At 71.8% G+C, this 18,361-nt stretch carries 14 protein-coding genes and 1 pseudogene; 2 read left to right on the top strand and 13 right to left on the bottom strand.

Annotation, left to right across the window (positions count from 1 at the left end):
- Positions 1–83: 83 nt before the first annotated feature.
- The gene (locus IPK24_15625; GenBank protein MBK8076955.1) at positions 84–1,271 is read right to left on the bottom strand and encodes an MFS transporter; all 1,188 of its coding nucleotides are present in this window, start codon (positions 1,269–1,271) and stop codon (positions 84–86) included.
- A 168-nt stretch (positions 1,272–1,439) separates the two neighbouring features.
- On the opposite strand from IPK24_15625, the pseudogene IPK24_15630 reads away from it, so the two are divergent.
- Positions 1,440–2,129 (top strand): annotated as a pseudogene (locus IPK24_15630) (GNAT family N-acetyltransferase).
- A 164-nt stretch (positions 2,130–2,293) separates the two neighbouring features.
- On the opposite strand, the gene IPK24_15635 reads toward IPK24_15630, so the two are convergent.
- The gene (locus IPK24_15635; GenBank protein ID MBK8076956.1) at positions 2,294–3,478 is read right to left on the bottom strand and encodes a prephenate dehydrogenase; all 1,185 of its coding nucleotides are present in this window, start codon (positions 3,476–3,478) and stop codon (positions 2,294–2,296) included.
- 5 nt (positions 3,479–3,483) lie between these two features.
- On the opposite strand from IPK24_15635, the gene IPK24_15640 reads away from it, so the two are divergent.
- A complete protein-coding gene (locus tag IPK24_15640; protein ID MBK8076957.1) occupies positions 3,484–5,013 on the top strand; it encodes a beta-lactamase family protein in 1,530 nt (509 codons plus the stop codon).
- On the opposite strand, the gene IPK24_15645 is transcribed toward IPK24_15640, so the two are convergent.
- The 11 genes from IPK24_15645 to IPK24_15695 form a co-directional block, all read right to left on the bottom strand.
- Positions 4,956–6,041 (bottom strand): rRNA pseudouridine synthase, encoded by a 1,086-nt coding sequence (locus IPK24_15645; GenBank protein ID MBK8076958.1) that lies wholly within the window; start codon positions 6,039–6,041, stop codon positions 4,956–4,958. The two genes, IPK24_15640 and IPK24_15645, sit on opposite strands and share 58 nt — an antisense overlap.
- Positions 6,038–6,712, bottom strand: a complete 675-nt coding sequence (gene scpB / locus IPK24_15650) for an SMC-Scp complex subunit ScpB (GenBank protein MBK8076959.1) — start codon at positions 6,710–6,712, stop codon at positions 6,038–6,040. Before scpB ends, IPK24_15645 begins: the two co-directional genes overlap by 4 nt.
- Positions 6,709–7,743 carry a segregation/condensation protein A gene (locus IPK24_15655; GenBank protein ID MBK8076960.1) on the bottom strand — a complete coding sequence of 345 codons (1,035 nt, stop codon included), beginning with the start codon at positions 7,741–7,743 and terminating at the stop codon, positions 6,709–6,711. The genes scpB and IPK24_15655 overlap by 4 nt, the downstream gene beginning before the upstream one ends.
- On the bottom strand, positions 7,733–8,569 hold the full coding sequence (locus tag IPK24_15660; protein MBK8076961.1) for a ParA family protein: 837 nt from the start codon (positions 8,567–8,569) through the stop codon (positions 7,733–7,735). Before IPK24_15660 ends, IPK24_15655 begins: the two co-directional genes overlap by 11 nt.
- Before the next feature lie 412 nt (positions 8,570–8,981).
- Positions 8,982–9,989 (bottom strand): site-specific tyrosine recombinase XerD, encoded by a 1,008-nt coding sequence (gene xerD / locus IPK24_15665; protein ID MBK8076962.1) that lies wholly within the window; start codon positions 9,987–9,989, stop codon positions 8,982–8,984.
- Between the two features lie 72 nt (positions 9,990–10,061).
- On the bottom strand, positions 10,062–10,637 hold the full coding sequence (locus IPK24_15670) for an NUDIX hydrolase (GenBank protein ID MBK8076963.1): 576 nt from the start codon (positions 10,635–10,637) through the stop codon (positions 10,062–10,064).
- 95 nt (positions 10,638–10,732) lie between these two features.
- Entirely contained in the window at positions 10,733–12,487 is a 1,755-nt protein-coding gene (locus IPK24_15675; GenBank protein MBK8076964.1) for a CTP synthase, read from the bottom strand.
- On the bottom strand, positions 12,450–15,257 hold the full coding sequence (locus IPK24_15680) for a glycosyltransferase (GenBank protein ID MBK8076965.1): 2,808 nt from the start codon (positions 15,255–15,257) through the stop codon (positions 12,450–12,452). Before IPK24_15680 ends, IPK24_15675 begins: the two co-directional genes overlap by 38 nt.
- A gap of 7 nt (positions 15,258–15,264) precedes the next feature.
- Positions 15,265–16,095 carry a hypothetical protein gene (locus IPK24_15685; GenBank protein ID MBK8076966.1) on the bottom strand — a complete coding sequence of 277 codons (831 nt, stop codon included), beginning with the start codon at positions 16,093–16,095 and terminating at the stop codon, positions 15,265–15,267.
- A 29-nt stretch (positions 16,096–16,124) separates the two neighbouring features.
- Positions 16,125–17,177, bottom strand: coding sequence for a copper transporter (locus IPK24_15690; protein ID MBK8076967.1), 1,053 nt, complete (start codon positions 17,175–17,177; stop codon positions 16,125–16,127).
- Positions 17,174–18,271, bottom strand: coding sequence for a hypothetical protein (locus IPK24_15695; GenBank protein ID MBK8076968.1), 1,098 nt, complete (start codon positions 18,269–18,271; stop codon positions 17,174–17,176). The genes IPK24_15690 and IPK24_15695 overlap by 4 nt, the downstream gene beginning before the upstream one ends.
- Between the last annotated feature and the right edge of the window lie 90 nt (positions 18,272–18,361).

An 18,361-nucleotide genomic window follows, 5' to 3' on the forward strand; every position in this document is an offset into this window, starting at 1 on the left:
CGGTGGCAGACCACCGGGGAACGGCGCCCCAGACTATCTCGCCGGGCGGCGACCGATGTCCCGCCCGGGTTGCGGACGGCGCCTCACCCGGCGGGGGCGCGGCGTCCGGCGCGGTGTACCCAGAACCCGACCCAGCCGCTGCCGACCAGGGCGACCACCCCGGTCGCCACCACGGCGGTGGCCAGCGGCGCCAGCGCAGCCAACCCGCCGAGCAGCAGCGGCCCGCCCACGCCGCCCACCTCACCGCAGGTGCGCCAGGCCCCCAGGAACTGGGACCGGCCCCGCGTCGGCGCCGCATCGGCACCCAGCGTCATGACGATGCCCGAGCCCAGACCGTTGCCGATCCCGATCACCAGCGCGACGGCCTGCACCGTGACCGCGCCGTGGGCCAGCGGCAACAGGCAGAACCCCAGCGCCATCACCGCGACACACGACCAGCCCACCCAGAACCGCCCGTAGCGGTCCATGATCCAGCCCGCTGGGTAGAACAGCAGCAGTTCGATCGCCGAGGACACCCCGACGATCAGCGAGATCACCTCGGCGTCGAGGCCGACGTGTTCGGCCCACAGCGGCACCAGCGCTGCGCGCACGGCACGGGTGCCCGAGATCACCACCACCGAGGTGCCCAGGGTGAACAGGACGCCGCGATGCGCACCGAGCACCTCGATCATGCGGACGCCGGCGTGCTCGGCTCGAGCCGGGGCGCTCAGGTCGGGCAGGGTCAGCGTCAGCGCCGCCGCCGCGAGGGAGGCGACCGCTGCCAGCAGGAACGGCGCGCGGATCCCCCACCGATCGATCAGGACGGCGCCCAGCAGCGGGCCGACCACGGCGCCGATGCGGTGCACGCCGCCCAGGGTCGACAAGGCCCGCGCCCGATGCGCGGCCGGCACCAGATCGATCATGTATCCCTGCCGGGCCAACAGGAACGCGGTCCAGGCGATGTTGCTGACCAGCGCCGTGACCATGAACAACGGCAGGTTCCCGGCCAGAGCCATGATCGTCATCGCCGTGGCGTCGATCACCCCGGCCCCGACCAGGGTGCGCCGCTCCCCGATGCGATCCACCAGGGAACCCGCCGGCAGCGAGGCGATCAGTGGCCCGAGCCCGGCCAACCCGATCATCAACGCGGCGAGTTGGACGCTGGCCCCGAGGTGACGAGCCAGCAACGGCAGCACCGGCAGGGTGGCGCCGTACCCGATCGCGGCCAGCGCCGAGGGGCCGTACGCCGTCAGCGCGATCGAGCGCAACCGGAAGTCGGTGGACACGATCACCGATTCTCCCTCGCCCCGCCTTCAACCTCAGCCCCCAGCCCTCAGCCCCCAGCCCCCAGCCCCCGGCCCCCGGCCCATGATCACCGTTGGATCGCACTTTCCCACCGCCTAGCCGGAGCAAACTGCGATCCAACGGTGATCATGGGTCGCGGGGTTAGGTTGCTCGACGTGACCGTCCTCAACGTCCACGGCCAACCCCTCGGCGACCCGCTCGAGGCATGGTCCGGCTGCTCTGCGCCGGTGCCGGTCCGATTACAGGGGCGCTACGTCGTCCTCGAACCGCTCACCGGCGACCACGCCGACGACCTGTTCGCCACGCTGGCCGACCCAACTGACACTGCGCTGTGGACCTACCGCAACGACGAACCACCCCCGAACGTCGCACAGCTGCGCCAACGCTTGGCCGCCGCCCCGGCGGGGTGGGTGAGCCTGGCGATCCGCCCCCTGGACGACGCCGCGCAGCCGGGCGCGGCGTCCGGCATGGCCTCGTGGCTGCGCGCCGACCCAGCGAACGGCGCGGTCGAGATCGGCTCGATCCTGTTCGGCCGGACCCTGCAGCGCACCCGGGCCGCGACCGAGGCGATGTACCTGATGGCGCGGCACATATTCGACGACCTCGGCTACCGGCGCTACGAGTGGAAGTGCGACAGCCGCAACGAGCCGTCGCGGCTGGCCGCGTTGCGCCTGGGGTTTCGTTACGAGGGGCGGTTCCGCCAGCACCTGGTCTACAAGGGACGCAACCGCGACACGGACTGGTTCGCACTGACCGATGCCGACTGGCCGCCGCTGCGCGCCGCCTACGAACGCTGGCTCGATCCCGCGAACTTCATCGGCGGCGTCCAGCAGGTCGCGTTGTCGACGCTGACCACCCCGACCCGGACACATGCCCGACCCCCACCCCATGCCCGGACCCCACCGCATGATCACCGTTGGGTCGCACTTTCCCACCGCCGAGCCGGAGCAAACTGCGATCTAACGGTGATCATGGGCGGGAGGTCTTCGGAGGTCCCGAGCGCAACGGCTCAGGACACGACCTGCCAACCGCGATCGGCCAGCGCCCGCTCCAACGCCTCGCCCGCCGACGGCAGCACCGACAGGTCGACCAGACCCACGGCACGGCCGGGGGCATGCTCCAGCGCCAGCTCTTCGATGTTCACCCCGGCATCGCCGATGTCGGCGAACAACCGGGCCAGTGACCCGGGTTCGTCCGGGATCGCCACCGTGATCGTGGCGAACACCATCGGTCGCGTCCCGTGCTTGCCTGGTAGCCGCTCACGCCCGGACCGTCCCGCCGCGACCGCTCGGGCGATGTCGGCCCGCGCCCCACGGGCGGGGTGCCCCTCCCGCTCGGCGGCCAACGCCGCCAACGCCGCGAGCACGCCGTCCAGGTCGTCACGGACGGCGGACAGCACCTCGGTCACCGGCCCCGCGTTGGCTGCCAAGATCTGCGCCCACAGCGTGGGGTCACTACCCGCGATCCGGGTCACGTCGCGCAGGCCCTGACCGGCGATGGCCACCGCGGCGTCCGGCGCCTGCTGCAACCGACCGGCCACCAGGCTGGCCATCACCTGCGGCGTGTGGGAGACGAGCGCCACCGCTTCGTCGTGCTCGGCCGCCGACATGGTCACCACGCTGGCGCCCACCGTCGACGCCAGCCACCGGACGGCGTCCACCCGCCGCGACTCGTTCTTCGGCGTCGGACAGATCACCCACGGCCGGCCCAGGAACAGATCGCCGCGCGCCGCGACGGCCCCCGAACGCTCCCGACCCGCCATCGGGTGCCCCCCGACGTAGCGCGCGGCGTCCCCGCCACCGGCCAGGACGGCGTCCAGCACGCTGGCCTTCACGCTGGCGACATCGGTCACCGTCGCCTGCGGGTGACGGGCCAGCTCGGCGAGCACCACCTGCGCCACGACGTCCGGTGGGGCGGCCACCACCACCAGGTCGGGATCGAACTCACCGGTGTCGATCTCACCGGCGCCCAGGTCACGGGCCAGTGCCAGCGCCGTCGGTGAGGGATCGGCGAGCAGCACCCGTACCCCGGCTCCGCTGAGGCACAACGCGACGCTGGTGCCGAGCAGGCCGGTGCCGACCACCCGCACCGTGTTCACGCGACCCAGCCTAGTGCGGTGTGGGTGGGGGCTGTCCCCCGCCGCGAATCGGGGGTGGGCACCCTGGTTCGCCAGACGCCCCCGCACCAGGCTCATGGGACATGAGAGTCCATCACCGAGTTCGTCTGGGAACCCTCGCCACATTCCTCGCCGCGGTCCTCGCGAGTCAGTCCGCCCCGCTCGCCGCGGCGGTCTCGGCCCCGGTGGTCTCGCCCCGGCCGGCGACCTCGGCATCGGAGGATCCCGTGGTCCGCGCCCTCGAAACGCAGCTGGACGCCGGCGCCACCCTGCCGGCCGCCTACGCCGTGCTGGACGGCGACCAGACCTACTTCGGTGGCCGCCAGGGAGCCGGGCCGGACACCCCGTTCGTGATCGGCTCGGTGAGCAAGTCGTTCACGGCGTTGGCCACGATGGTGGCCGTCGCGCGAGGACAGGTCGACCTGGATGCCCCCGTGGTGCGCTACCTGCCCGAGTTCCGTCTGGCGGACGGCGCTCGCACCCCACGGGTTCTGGTGCGGCACCTGCTGAACCACACCTCCGGCCTCGACCTCACCGACTGTGACCCGCACGCCACAGACCTTGCCGGACGCGTACGTCAGCTGCGGTCGATCACGCCGACAGCCGAACCAGGGCAACGTTTCGCGTACTGCAACGTCGGCTACGCCGTCCTGGCGCGCCTGCTCGAGCAGGTCGAGGGACGGCCCTTCCCCGAGGTGCTGCGTGCCGACGTGCTGCAACCCCTGGGTCTGACCCGCACGTTCACCGACGGCGCGACCGCCCGCGCCGCGGGCATGGCCGAGGGCCACACCACGATCCTGGGATTCCCCGTGACCCGGCCCGAGACGGGCTTCGAGTCCGCCCTGGCCGACGGCTACGTGATCTCGACCGCGCGCGATCTGGCCACCTACACCCGATTCCAGCTGGGGGACGGCGCCACCGCCGACGGCGCCCGGCTGCTGCCCACTGAGCTGATGACCACCATGCATCGCGGCACCATCGAGGTACCCGACCATGCCGGCACCGAGCTCGAGTCCTACGCCATGGGGTGGTTCAGCGGCACCAGGTCGGGACGACGCGTGGTCACCCACAGCGGAACGACCGACCGCTATCACGCCGACATCGTGATGATCCCGGCCGAGCAGCGCGCCGTGGTCGATCTCGTGGCGGGGCAATGGCTCTCGAACGCCGCGGCGACCGGCAGCGGTGCCACCGCGGTGCTGGTGGGCGAATCACCACACGTCGCTCAGGGGTACCGGATCGCGACGGCGGTGCTGTGGGCGGGCCTGGTCACCCTCGTGATCACGATCGTCGGCTCGCGCCGACGGGCCCGGACCCGTCGACGCACCGGACGCCGTCCGGCGCTGTGGACCCTGATGTTCTGGCCCGTCGCGGCGGTGACCCTCGCCGCCGTCTTCGCCCTACCGGCGATCCAGCAGACGGGCTCGCTGCTGAACTCCGTGCGGTTCGGCTGGGAGGCCGCGCCGGACGCCCTGGTGCTCGAGCTCGCGTGGCCGCTGACCCTGCTCTGGATCGGCGTCCGGGCGCTGCGGGATCGCCGCGCCCGGACCATCCCTCACAGGTCGACGGCCGCCATCAGGGTGCCCAGTTCGGCGCCCGAGATCACCCGGTGACGTCCGGTCCGCAGGTCACCGAGGCGGATCGGGCCGATCTGCGTGCGCACCAGCTGCAACACCGGGAACCCGGCGGCCTCCATCAACCGGCGGATCACCCGGTTGCGACCGTCGTGCAGCACCAACTCGATCAGCGCGTGGCCCGGCCGGGCGTCGACCACCCGGAACGAGTCGACCGTGGCCGGCCCGTCGTCGAGCTCGATGCCGGCGAGCAATCGCCGGCCGAGGTCGCGCGGCACGGTGCTGCCGGTGACCGCGATCTCGACCAGATAGGTCTTGGGCACCTCATAGCTCGGGTGGGCCAGCCGGTTGGCCAGCTCACCGTCGTTGGTCAACAGGATCAGGCCCTCGGAGTCGACGTCGAGTCGGCCGATGTGGAACAGCCGCTCCTCGCGCCCCGTGATCAGGTCGGCCAACGTGGCCCGCTCTTGCGCGTCGCTCATCGCCGACAGGACGCCGACCGGCTTGTTCAGCGCCAACGTCACCAACGACTCGTCGAGCTGGACCCGCAGTCCGTCGACGTGGATCACGGCACGGCGCGGGTCCACCCGCACCCCCAGTTCGGTGACGACCTGACCGTCGACCTCGACCCGCCCGTCGGTGATCAGCTCCTCGCAGGCCCGGCGCGAGCCCAGACCTGCCTGGGCCAGCACCTTCTGCAACCGCACGCCGTCCGGGTCGTGCACGTCGAGTGCGGGCTGCGAGGGAGAGGTGCGCACCCGCACCGCCCGCCGCGGCCCGCCGAAACCGGCCGGAGCACTGCGCTTGGTGCCCTTACCGCCCTGGCTTGCGGAGGGCGATCCGCTCTTCGGGCCGAATCCGCCCTGCGTGCCGGCGGGCTTACCCGACCCCGCAGGCCTGTCCGATCGCGAGGTCTTGTCCGACCGCGAGGTCTTGTCGGAACGCGTGGGCTTGTCCGAGCGCGAGGTCTTGTCGGAACGCGCGGGCTTGCCGGAGCGCGAGGGCTTGCCGGAACGTCCCGACCCACCGCTGCTCCCGCCGGCGCCGCGGCGTCCGGGCGGGGTCATGCCGTCCCCCCGACACCGAGCTCGTCGAGGGCGTCCACCTCGGGCAGGAACGGGGCCAGCGCCGGCAGTTCCTCGATCGAGGCCAGGCCGAGCCGCTGCAGGAAGTAGGTCGTCGTCCGGTAGAGCACCGCGGTGGTCTCGCTGTCGTGCCCGGCCTCCTCGACCAGGCCGCGGGTCAGCAGGGTGCGCATCACGGCGTCGACGTTCACGCCGCGGATCGCGCCGACCCGTGCCCGGCTGACCGGTTGGCGGTAGGCGACGATGGCCAGCGTCTCGAGCGCGGCCTGGGTGAGCTTGGCGGTCTGACCGTCGAGCATGAACTTCTCGACGGCAGGGGCGTAGGCCGTACGGCTGTAGATCCGCCAGCCCCCGGCCACGTGACGCAGTTCGAACCCCCGGCCGGCGGCGTCGTAGTCGGCGGCCAGGTCGGCCAGCAAGACCTCGACGGTGTCGGTGGTCAATCCGAGCGCTGACGCCAGGGCCACCTCGCTCACCGGATCCTCGACCACCATGAGCACCGCCTCGATGGCACCGCGGGCACCTGACGGCATGGTGTCCAGATCCAGCTCGATCTGCCCGGCGTCCGGCGCGGTGGTGACGCTGAGCGACAGCTCTGCTTCATCAGGTGGTAGCTGCGAAACGTCGGTCAGGACGTCGGTCGATGCACTCATGTGGCACTCTCCCCGTCGACCCGGCCCGCGGCGGCGCCAGGGGTCTCGGTCGAATCGGTGCGGTCTGTCGAATCGGTGCTGTCGGTGGCCGCGGTGGGTTCCCCGGTGTCGGCAGCCAGACCATTGTCGGCCACCGCGGCACCCTCGGCGCCGCCGTAGTCGTCGAAGTCCCGCTCCAGGTCGACGTCCTCCCGGTCGCCGCCGGTCCAGCGGATGGTGAGCTCACCCAACGGTGCTGCCTGGTCGAAGGCCACCACACCCTCGCGGAACAGCTCCAGCAACGCCAGAAAGCGGGCCACGACCACCAGGGTCGAGTCGGCGTCAGCCGCCACGGTACGAAAACTCGTCGAGCCGTGACGGCGCAACCGGTCGACGATCATCGCGGCCTGCTCCCGCACGCTGACGTGTGGTGCGTGCAGGTGTTCGAGGCCCACGGTCGGCGCCGGCTTGGGTCGTAGTGCGGTCGCCGCAATGGCCGCGAACGCCTCCGGGCTGATACCGAACACCAGCTCGGGAAGCAGTTGGGCGAACTGCGGCTCGATGCCTGTCGAGCGGGGGTGACGGGTCGCCTCGGCGGCGATGCGCTGGGCGAAGGTCGCGGCGACGTCCTTGAACGCCCGGTACTGCAACAACCGGGCGAACAGCAGGTCGCGGGCCTCGAGCAGGGCCAGGTCCTCGTCGTCCTCGACCTCGGCTGCGGGCAGCAACCGTGCCGCCTTCAGGTCCAGCAGCGTGGCCGCCACGAGCAGGAACTCGCTGGTCTCGCCGAGATCCCAGTCGGTACCGCGCTGCCGGATCCAGCCCAGGAACTCGTCGGTGACCTCGGCCAGCGCGATCTCGGTGACATCGAGCTTGTGCTTGGCGATCAGCCCGAGCAGCAGGTCGAAGGGGCCTTCGAAGTTGTCGAGGTGCACCTCGAAGGCCGAGCCGCGTCCGGGCAGCACTCCACCCGGGGTGTCCGGTGTGGGCTGCGGCGGAGCTGACTCGACGGCGTCGACGGAAGGTTCCAGCGTGATCACACTAGGCGGCATCGCCGCGCGCGATGAGCTCGCGGGCGAGCAGACGGTAGGCGTAGGCCCCTGCATGGGACGCCGCGTACGTCGTGATCGGTTCGGCTGCCACCGAGGCGTCCGGGAACTTCACGGTACGTCCGATGACGGTGTGGAACACCTGGTCGCCGAACGCCTCGACCACCCGGGCGACGACCTCGCGGCTGTGCAGGGTGCGCGGGTCGTACATGGTGGCCAGGATGCCGTCGATCTCGAGACCGGGGTTGAGCCGGTCCTTGACCTTCTCGATGGTCTCGACCAGCAGGGCGACCCCGCGCAGCGCGAAGAACTCGCACTCCAGCGGGATCACGACGCCGTGCGAGGCCGTCAGTGCGTTGACGGTGAGCAGGCCCAGCGAGGGCTGGCAGTCGATGAGGATGACGTCGTAGTCGTCGACGATGGGGCGCAGCACCCGCGACAGCACCTGCTCGCGCGCGACCTCGCCCACCAGCTGCACCTCGGCAGCGGACAGGTCGATGTTGGCGGGCAGCAGGTCGATGTTCGGCACGTTCGAGGGACGGATGACGTCGCGGACGGCGGTGCTGCGATCCATCAGCAGGCTGTAGACGGTCTTGTCCAGCTCGTGCGGGTTGATCCCGAGCCCGACCGAGAGCGCGCCCTGCGGGTCGAAGTCGACCAGCAGCGTGCGGCGTCCGTATTCGGCGAGTGCGGCACCCAGGTTGATCGTGGACGTGGTCTTACCGACCCCGCCCTTCTGGTTGCACATGGCGATGATCCGCGCCGGCCCGTGGGTGGTCAGCGTGGGGGGCTCCGGAAAGGCCGGCATCGGCCGCCCTGTGGGGCCCATCCCGCCGGCGGCGAGGCCCTCGAGACCCTCCGGGACGTCGAGGACCACCGTGAGTCCGTCCTGCGTCTGGTTGATCACGACCTCAATCCTTCCGTGCAACTCGCGGCGGCCTCGCGCCCGGCGGCGTCGAGGCCCACGTCGGAGGTCGGCGTGACGGCAGTCCCGGCGCGAATACCACAATCCTCCCCCGCGTCGGGCTCGGACACCGCGAGGCTAACCGGCGCGTCGCGCCGCGCTCAACCACAAGATCCACACCCGTCACACCAGCCCCACCCGCCCCACAATCCCCGAGCCGGCACCATCACGCTCATCCGCGCCGAGCGCGATGTCACGTTGCGCTCGCCAGACGAGCGTGATGTCACATTGCGCTCATTTCGGATGAGTCGCGCGGCCCCCGCATCGACCGGGCTGGTCAGGCCAGGGCGCGGGGGTGGGTGGCGGCGTAGACCTCGCGCAGGGTGTCCGCGGTGACCAGGGTGTAGATCTGGGTGGTGGCCACCGAGGCATGACCGAGCAGTTCCTGCACCACCCGGACGTCGGCGCCGCCCTCGAGCAGGTGGGTCGCGAACGAGTGCCGCAACGTGTGCGGCGAGACGTGGGCCGCCAGGCCGGCGCGCTCGGCCGCGGCCTGCAGCGCCGTCCACACGCTCTGTCGTGACAACCGCCCACCGCGCAGGTTGAGGAACACCGCCGGCGTGCCGCGCCCCCGCCGGGCCAGATCCGGACGCACCTGCACCAGATAGGCCTCCAGCGCGCGGACGGCGTAGCTGCCGATCGGCACCACCCGCTCCTTGGACCCCTTGCCCCGCAGCCGGGCCAGCCCGTCGTCCAGATCGAGGTCGTCGAGGTCGAGCCCGACCACCTCGCTGATCCGGGCGCCACTGCCATAGAGCACCTCGAGGACGGCGCGATCACGCACCGCGCCCTGGGTGCCCCCCACCGAGGCCGCCTCGAGCAGCCGCTCGACGTCGTCCAGCGCGATCGCCTTGGGCAGCCGCCGGGGCTGGCTGGGCGGCCGGACGGCGGCGGCCGGGTCGAGCGCGCACACGCCCTCCAGCACCAGGAACCGGTGCCATCCCCGGACGGCGACCACGGCGCGGGCCGCCGAACTCGCCGTCAGCGGCGCTCCGCCGTCCGACCCGGTCCGCACGGCCACCAGGAAGGCACTGACGTGCTGCTCGCGAACCTGCTCGATCGCGGTCAGGCCGAGCACGCTCAGATGAGCCAGGTACCGGTCCAGGTCACGGCGGTAGGCGGCCAGGGTGTTGACCGCCAGTCCCCGTTCGACCTGCAGGTGGTCCAGGTACCCGCGCAGGGCGGCCACCAGCGCTGCGGGCACGGCGGCCGGTACCGGATCGGGCACGGGCTCATCGCCTCCCACCCCGAGGGGAGACGAGCCGGCCACCTCGACGACAGACATCTCGTCCGCAGTCTGGCACGCAGCACCACCCGCCGGGACGCTCCCCCGCCCGAACGGACCGGACCCATCCGCCTAGCGGTTCGCGGGGTGCTCCGGCCAGGGCGCATCCGTCGGACGCAACGTCGTCCAGCCCGCATCCCGCGCGGTGCACGCCGCCAGGATGCCGATGACGGCGGCCGGGTTGTGGATCCGCCCCGCCAGCACGGCGTCGCGGGCCTCGTCGAGCGGGATCCAGCGCACCGGCATGTCGATCTCTTCGGCGGTGCGCTCGTGCCGTTCGTGCTCGGGCACCGCCCGGACGTCGCGGGCCAGGAAGCAGCGCAACGCCTCGTTCATGCCGCCCGGTGAGTTGAACCAGTCGATCAACACGTCCCAGCGATCGGCGAGCAGATCGGCCTCCTCGGCCAGCTCGCGCTGCGCCGCCAGCACCGGTGGTTCGCCCGCGACGTCCAGCAGGCCCGCCGGTGGCTCCCACAGCGCCATCTGCACCGGGTGGCGGTACTGGCGCAGCAGCAGCACCCGCTCGTCGGCGTCCAGCGCGATGACGCACACCGCACCCGGGTGGTCGATGTACTCCCGGCGAACCACCCCGCCGGGGCCCAGGTCGACGGTGTCGCGCACCACGTCCCAGATCAGTCCCTCGTGCACCAGTTCACGCCGCTGCACCGGCCGATCCACCAGGACGTCGTGCAGCGGCACCACGGGCTCGGTCGGCGCCGCAGGCTCCACCCATTCGCCCGCGCTCACCGGGTGGCGGTCAGGTCGACGTCCACCTCGAGCAACCGGCCGGCCGCCTGCCGGGCCAGTGCGGCTCCGATCAACCCCGCGAACAGCGGGTGGGCCCGGTCGGGCCGGGACTTGAACTCGGGATGAGCCTGCGTGGCGACGTAGTACGGGTGCACCTCGGCGGGCAGCTCGATGAACTCGACGAGCTCGCGGTCCGGTGAGGCGCCCGACACGACCAGCCCGGCCGCCTCGAGCTGCGCCCGGTAGGAGTTGTTCACCTCGTAGCGGTGACGGTGGCGCTCGGTGACCTTCTCGCTGCCGTAGGCCTGCGCGACGATCGACCCGCTCGTCAGCACGGCCGGGTAGGAACCGAGCCGCATCGTGCCGCCGAGGTCGCCCCCGCCGTCCACGATCGACTTCTGCTCCTCCATGGTGGCGATCACCGGGTGCGCGGCGTCCGGGTCGAACTCACTGCTGCTGGCGCCGTCGAGGCCGGCCACGTGCCGCGCGAACTCGATCACCATGCACTGCAGGCCCAGGCACAACCCGAGGGTCGGGATCTGGTTCTCCCGCGCCCAGCGCAGCGCGCCGACCTTGCCCTCGATGCCCCGCACGCCGAACCCGCCCGGTACGCACACGGCGTCCACACCGTCGAGCATGCGGCGCGCACCCTCGGGCGTCTCGCAGGTGTCGGAGGCGACCCAGCGGATCTCGACCTTGGCGTCGCGGTCGAATCCGCCGGCGCGCAGTGCCTCGGTGACCGACAGGTAGGCATCCGGCAGATCGACGTACTTACCGACCAGGGCCACCTCGACCCGATGGGCGGGACGGTGCACCCGGCGCAGCAGTTCGTCCCAGTCGCGCCAGTCCACGTCGCGGAACGACAACCCGAGCCGGCGCACCACGTAGGCGTCCAGGCCCTCACGGTGCAACACCTTGGGGATGTCGTAGATGGACGGCGCGTCGACGGCGGCCACCACGGCCTCGGTGTCCACGTCGCAGAACAACCCGATCTTGCGCTTCACCCCGGCAGGGATCTCGCGGTCGGCGCGGCAGACGATCGCATCGGGCTGGATACCGATGCTGCGCAACGCGGCCACCGAGTGCTGCGTGGGCTTGGTCTTCAGTTCGCCGGACGGCGCCAGGTAGGGGATCAACGAGACGTGGACGAAGAACACGTTGTCGCGGCCCAGGTCGTGGCGGACCTGGCGGGCGGCCTCGAGGAACGGCAGCGACTCGATGTCGCCGACGGTGCCGCCGATCTCGGTGATGATCACGTCCGGCGAGCCCTCGGCCCCGACCTGGGTCGCCTGGGCCCGCATCCGGGCCTTGATCTCGTTGGTGATGTGCGGGATCACCTGCACGGTGTCGCCGAGGTACTCCCCCCGGCGTTCCTTGGCGATCACCGTCGAGTAGACCTGACCGGTGGTGACGTTGGCCGAGGAGTCGAGCTCGACGTCCAGGAACCGTTCGTAGTGCCCGATGTCCAGGTCGGTCTCGGTGCCGTCCTCGGTGACGAAGACCTCGCCGTGCTGGAACGGGTTCATCGTGCCCGGGTCGACATTGATGTACGGGTCGAGCTTCTGCATCACCACCCGCAGCCCGCGACCACGCAACAGATGCCCCAGGCTCGAGGCTGTCAGTCCCTTGCCCAGGGACGACGCCACACCACCGGTGACGAAGATGTGTTTGGTCGGTGAGGAGGCAGAGCCTCCGGAAGGCCGCGGGACCGAGTCAGATATGCGCTGCGCCACGGGATTCGAGGCTATCAGTGATGAGCCGGTGATAAACCCGCATCGCCTGCGCCAGCGCGTCGTCCTGCGTGGGCAGTGTCACCGCTCGCTCACGGGCACGTTCTCGCAGGTCACGGGCACGCTCAGGGTCGGTTACGGCGATCCGCACGGCGCCGGCGAGCTGTTCGGCATCACCCGGACGGACCAGCAGCGCCGCCTCGCCGAGCACCTCGGCGGTGCCGCCGGCGTCGGTGGCCACGATCGCCGCTCCTGCCGCGAGCGCCTCCTGGACGATCAGCGGCTGTCCCTCCCACAGACTCGGCACCACCACGATGTCGGCCGCCACGAGCAGCGCCGGGACGTCGTCCCGCACCCCGAGCAGGCTCACCGGCAGCGTGCGGGCGGTGATCTGCGCCGCGAGCTCGTCGTGCAGCGGTCCATCGCCGACGACGACCCAGCGCACCGGCAGCTCGCGCAGCCACGCGGCGGCCTCCAGCAGGACGCCGAGGCCCTTCTGCGGCGCCAGCCGGCCGACGGTCAGGGCTAATCGTTCGTCCGGACCCACCCCGAGCTCGAGCCGCAGCCGGGCGGCGACCTCGGCGCGTTCTGCCGACGGCACCGGGTGCAGCGGGCTCGGCACCAGCGCCCGGTCGACCCGGCGGGCCCCCAGCCCCCGCAGCCGGGCCACCAGATCGCCCGAGACGGCGAGGACGACGGCCGCCCGCCGGGCCACCAGGCGTTCGAGCAGCCTGTAGATCAGCCCGGCGAACCCGGCGGCCGGCGGTGCGTTGTGCACCGTGACCACCACGGGGACGCCGCGCGCAGCCAGCACGGCCAGCGCCCCCGCCCGGATGCCGTGGGCGTGGATCACCGCGGCGCCGCGGGTCAACGCGGTGAGTCGCCGGATGCCGTCCAGATCTCGAACCGGGTCGGGCCGCTCCCCCACGGCGAGTTCTCGAGTCTCCAAACCCGTTGCGGCATAGCCGAAGGCGTCCAAGGTCTCGCTCGGGCCGATCACCACCACCGAACGGCCTGCACCCGACAGCCCCGTAGCCAGGGCCAGCACGTGACGCCCGATGCCGCCGGCCGAGATCCCCAGCAGCTGCACGATCGAACCGGCCGGCACGACGGCGTCGTCGCCCAGGGCGGCGGCGTTCCGACTGCCCGGGCCGGCCGGCGGCACCCCCAGCAGATCGGTGGCCACCAGCAGCGCGGCCACGGCATACAGGAGGCCGGCGACCGAGGTCGCCACCACGGCAGCCAGGACGGCGCCGAGGGGTCCGCCGTCCCACACCCCGACCAGCCACCGGGCCAGAGCCCAGCCCAGCCCGCCGGCGAGGGTTGCGGCCGGAACCAGGACCAGACCGGCGCGGGCGAGGCCGGCGGTGGCCGCGACCGAGGCCCGACGCCGCAGCACGCCGAGCAGCACTGCGGCCCCCACGGCCGTGCCCAGGCTCTGGCCACCGGTGAGGGCGATGACCGCGCCGTCGGGTGAGGTGATCAGCAGACCGGCCGCCGCCAGGACGACGGCCGCGAGCCACCCGGTGGAGGTGCCGACGGCGGCCGCCCGGGGCGCCCCCACCGCGTACAGGGTGCGCCCGATGAACATGACCAGCGCCAGCGCCACCAACCCGGGCGCACCGACGAGCACCGCCTCACTCATCGAGGTGACCCGGCCCTTGTCGAGGCGGGTGAACAGCGCGGCCATGGCCGGGGCGCTCGCGGCCAGCAGCGCTGCGGCGCCCGCCCCGGCGATGAGCACCAGCCGGATCGAGCGCGCCGACAGGTCCGTGAACGCCGCGCCCGGTGAGGCGGCCCTCCCCTGCTCGGAACGCCGCTCGATACTCCCCTGCCCGGTACTTCCCTCGGCGGCACGGGCCAGCCGCGGGAACAAGGCCGTGATCAGCGGCGCCACCAGCACCGCGTACGGCAACACCGTCACGGCCTGCGCGAAGCCGAAGGTGACCACGGTCCCGGAGTTGCCACCGTGATTGGCCAACACCACGGCGGCGAGCTGAAACCCCTGCTGTGCCAGCACGGCCAGCACCCCGGCACCGGCCAGCGCTGCGGTGCGCCGCGCCGTCCCCGAGGGAAAGGTCCACGTCGGACGCAACCGGAACCCGCTGCGATACACCGGGATCAGCAACGGAAGCGTCATCGCGGCCACCCCGGCCGTGGTGCCCCAGGTGAGCACCGCGAAGGCACCGTCCGACAACGCCGCATCGGTTCGGGACGCCGGGGCGTCGCCGACCATGACGTCGTAGACGACGTAGGCCGCGATCACCACCACGCTCGACAGCACCGGGGCGAAGGCCGGCCAGGCGAAGCGGCCGCGGGCCTGCAACACCCCGGCCAGCACGGCACCGACGCCGTAGAGCAGTACCTGGGGGGCGAACACCACGAGCATCGCGGCGGTCTGTTCACGTTGCCCTTCACAGAGCCCGCCCGAGACCAGTACCTCGGCCATCGGCCGGGCGAGCAGGGCCAAGACCGCCGTCAACGGAACCAGCAGGGTCACCGTCCAGGTCAGCACCGCACCGGCCAGCCGCTCGGCCTGAGCGGGTCGGTCGGGCAACAACGGCGCCAGCAACGGGATCACCGTCGCCGACAACGCACCGCCGGCAGCCACCTCGAACAGCACGGTCGGCACCAGGTTCGCGGTGTTGTACGTACCACCGACACAGGCCGCCCCGACCGTGGACGAGAACACCAGGGTCCGCGCGAAGCCGGTCAGCCGCGACAACACGGTGAGCACCGAGATCAGCGCCGCCGAGGCCGCCAGACCGACGAACAGCCGGCGTGTGGTCATCGAGAACTCACCGCGGACGACGTCCCCACGCGTCCAGCTCACGCAACCCCGGCGTGGACTCGATCACCTTCGTGAAGCTGACCTTCTCACTGGCCAGGGTCAGCCCGACCAACCCACCGAGCACCAGGGTCCGAGTGGGTCGCGAGGCACCGGCCACCACCGCGGTGCCGATCAGGGCACCGAGAGCGTTGGCCCCACAATCACCGAGCATGGCCCGCTCACCCAGGTCCTCGGGCAGCAGGGCCACCGCGGTGCCGGTCAACGCCGCCGACACCGCCCCGGCCGGCCCTGTCACGGCGACAGCCCCGAGACCTTGCAGCAGAACGACTTTGAGCGCCCGACCAGGGCGCAGGTCGAGCAGGTTGATCAGGTTGGCCGCACCCGCGATGGTGGCGGCGGCAGTGGCCACGTCGAGCGTGCGAGCCAGCGGGCCTCCCGCGGACGGGCGTTCGCGTACCGCCAACCCGCCCGCGATCAGTCCCGCAGCACCGATGCCGGCAATCTTGAGCGCCCCGGTGGTGATCTCCCCTCGACGCAGTGCCCCGAGGTGGCCACGCAGTCCCTTGGAGCTGCCCCGCTCACCCAGGTCGTCGAGCAGACCGAAGGCGCCGGCGCCCAGACCGGCGACCACCCCGGCGAGCCGCAGCCGAGCCGGCACACCGGGCGCCACGACGAGCGCCGCCACCGTGGCGACCGTGGCGGCCGGACCCTCCAACAGCGTGATCGGCTCACCCCGATGATTGGTCCGCTGCCACCGCTGCTGACCCCCCGGGGGTGCGGCCCGCAGCCGAGTCCAGGCCACCCGGGCCACGGCAGCCGCGCCGGTGGCGACGGCCAGGCGTCCCGCCCAGGCGGCGGGGCGCTCGCTCACGAGGCGACCTGCTCTGCCACGCTCACCGCGGGCATCACCGCGGCAGCGCCACGACCGAAGCCGTAGGCGTTGCCGTCGCCTCGCCCCTGCTCGGACAGGGCATGGATGGTGGTGACGTCACCCATCGGGCTGCCGGCGGTGTCGACGGTCGACACCTGTCGGGTGTCCTGCTTCTGGGCCCGCAGCACTGCCAGCGCTCCACCGTCCAGGGCCGAGGACGCCGGGCCGAACAGCACGACCCCACCACCGGCCCGATCCAGCGTGAGCGAGAGATCCACCCAATCACGCACCGGGTCGGCGCCGCTGGGGCTCGGACTGGGCGCCACAGGGTCGGTGGCCACCGGCGGGGCGAGCACCACCGCCAGATCGGCGCGTCCGGTCACCTTCTCGCGGACGGCGACCAATCCCTGCTGCGAGAACGCGTTCAGGACCTGGCCGCCCACCGGGTCCGGGTCGCCGGTCTCCAGCGGGTTGGCCGTCACGAGGCAGCGCGCCAGCAGGTCCTGCAAATCCGCCCGGATGTCGGTGCCACCGCGGCTGGGCGTGGCGTTCTTGGCGCCGGCGCTCGGCCGCGGCGTCCCCGAACCCGACGATCGTGTGGCCTGCTGCGCAGGAGCGGTGAGCACCTTGGACCATTCGCGCACCACGGTGGCACGGGCCTGGCTGCGATCGGGTGCCGACCAGGTCGTCTTGATCTCCACGCGGCCGGTGACCTCGGCCCCGGCCGCCTTGAGGGCGGTGGTCAGGGGGTCGACCAGCTCGTTCTGAGCTCCCGGCAACGACACCAGGACGACGTGACGACCCGACAGCCGCCCGGTCACCAGCAGCGGCGTCACCTGCGTGGCGAAGGCGTCACGGTTCTTCACCCCTGCCTCGGCGATGTCCTTGTCCGAACGCAGCTGCCTCTTCTCCTCGGCCAGCTGGTCGACCCGAGCACTCAGCTGATCGGCGATCTGGCCCCGCAACGGGCCGGCACCGAGCACGATCCCGACCGCGAGGGCGATGAACACCGAGACCAGCGAGACCACGTGGTACCTGAAATCGATCATGCCATCCGCTCACTCGTGTGCTCAGCCCAGGCCTCCGGCGGAGCGTCGGTGACCAGCGAGCGCACGAAGGCCCACAGATCGTCCAACCACTCCCCGATCAGTTGGTAGAACAGTTGCCCGCCCGGCGTGGCATACAGCGCCACCCCCACGGCCAGCAGACCGGCCAGCAGCAGGACGCCGAGCTGGCCGTTGCTGATCCGTTGCCGGTACAGCCGCGACACCCCCTTGGCATCGACCAGCTTGCCGCCGACGCGCAGCCGCGTCAGCCAGGTGCTGGCCATGCCCGCACGGCCCTTGTCCAGGAACTCCACCAGGGTGTTGTGCGTGCCGACCGCGACGATCACCGAGGCACCGCGATCGTCGGCGAGCAGCATCGCGACGTCCTCGCTGGTGCCCGTGGCCGAGAACACGACCGGCTCGATCCCGAGCGCCGTGACCCGGTCCAGCCCCGGCGCCCGGCCGTCGCGATAGGCGTGGACCACGATCTCGGCGCCACACCTCAGCGCCCGGTCGGTCACCGAGTCCATGTCGCCGACGATGATGTCCGGGGTGTAGCCCCCTTCGAGAATCGCGTCCGCGCCGCCGTCCACCCCGATCAGAACCGGCCGGTTCTCCCGGATGTAGGGCCGCAGCGTGGCCAGGTCCTCCTTGTAGTGATACCCCCGGACGACGATGAGCACCGCCCGCCCGTCCAGCGGGGTGCGGATCTCGGGCACGCCGATGCCGTCCAGCAGCAAGCCCCGTTCGCGCTGCAGGTAGTCCATGGTGTTGGCCACGAACGACTCCAACTGGACGGCGAGCCCGGCCCGGGCCTCCTCCATCAGGGCAGCGATGGTGTCCTCGTCGTGCACCAGGCCCTTGGCCACGACCTGCTCGTCCCGGTGGAGGATCCCGTCGAAGACCCGCACCTGATCGCCCTCGTGCACGACCTCGAACAGGTCCTCGCCGACCGAGTCGATCAGCGGGATCCCGGCCGCCAGCAACGTGGCCGGCCCGATGTTGGGGTAACGCCCCGAGATGCTGGCCGAGGCGTTGATCACCGCTGCCGGACGGCAGGCGACCAGGGCATCGGCCGAGACCTTGTCCAGATCCATGTGGTCGATCACGGCGATCTCGCCGGGGCGCAGCCGCTTGGTGAGGTTCTTGGTGCGTCGATCCACCCGCACCCGACCAGTGACCCCCGG

Source organism: Kineosporiaceae bacterium (assembly GCA_016713225.1).
GTDB lineage: Bacteria > Actinomycetota > Actinomycetes > Actinomycetales > Kineosporiaceae > JADJPO01.

Bases quoted from the DNA above. Each gene is read 5' to 3' on its own strand.
- IPK24_15660 (MBK8076961.1), bottom strand. From the start codon at position 8,569: ATGGGCCCCACAGGGCGGCCGATGCCGGCCTTTCCGGAGCCCCCCACG.
- IPK24_15640 (MBK8076957.1), top strand. From the start codon at position 3,484: ATGAGAGTCCATCACCGAGTTCGTCTGGGAACCCTCGCCACATTCCTC.
- IPK24_15690 (MBK8076967.1), bottom strand. From the start codon at position 17,177: ATGATCGATTTCAGGTACCACGTGGTCTCGCTGGTCTCGGTGTTCATC.
- IPK24_15635 (MBK8076956.1), bottom strand. From the start codon at position 3,478: ATGAGCCTGGTGCGGGGGCGTCTGGCGAACCAGGGTGCCCACCCCCGA.
- IPK24_15695 (MBK8076968.1), bottom strand. From the start codon at position 18,271: ATGGATCTGGACAAGGTCTCGGCCGATGCCCTGGTCGCCTGCCGTCCG.
- IPK24_15645 (MBK8076958.1), bottom strand. From the start codon at position 6,041: ATGACCCCGCCCGGACGCCGCGGCGCCGGCGGGAGCAGCGGTGGGTCG.
- IPK24_15655 (MBK8076960.1), bottom strand. From the start codon at position 7,743: ATGCCGCCTAGTGTGATCACGCTGGAACCTTCCGTCGACGCCGTCGAG.
- scpB (MBK8076959.1), bottom strand. From the start codon at position 6,712: ATGAGTGCATCGACCGACGTCCTGACCGACGTTTCGCAGCTACCACCT.
- xerD (MBK8076962.1), bottom strand. From the start codon at position 9,989: ATGTCTGTCGTCGAGGTGGCCGGCTCGTCTCCCCTCGGGGTGGGAGGC.
- IPK24_15680 (MBK8076965.1), bottom strand. From the start codon at position 15,257: ATGACCACACGCCGGCTGTTCGTCGGTCTGGCGGCCTCGGCGGCGCTG.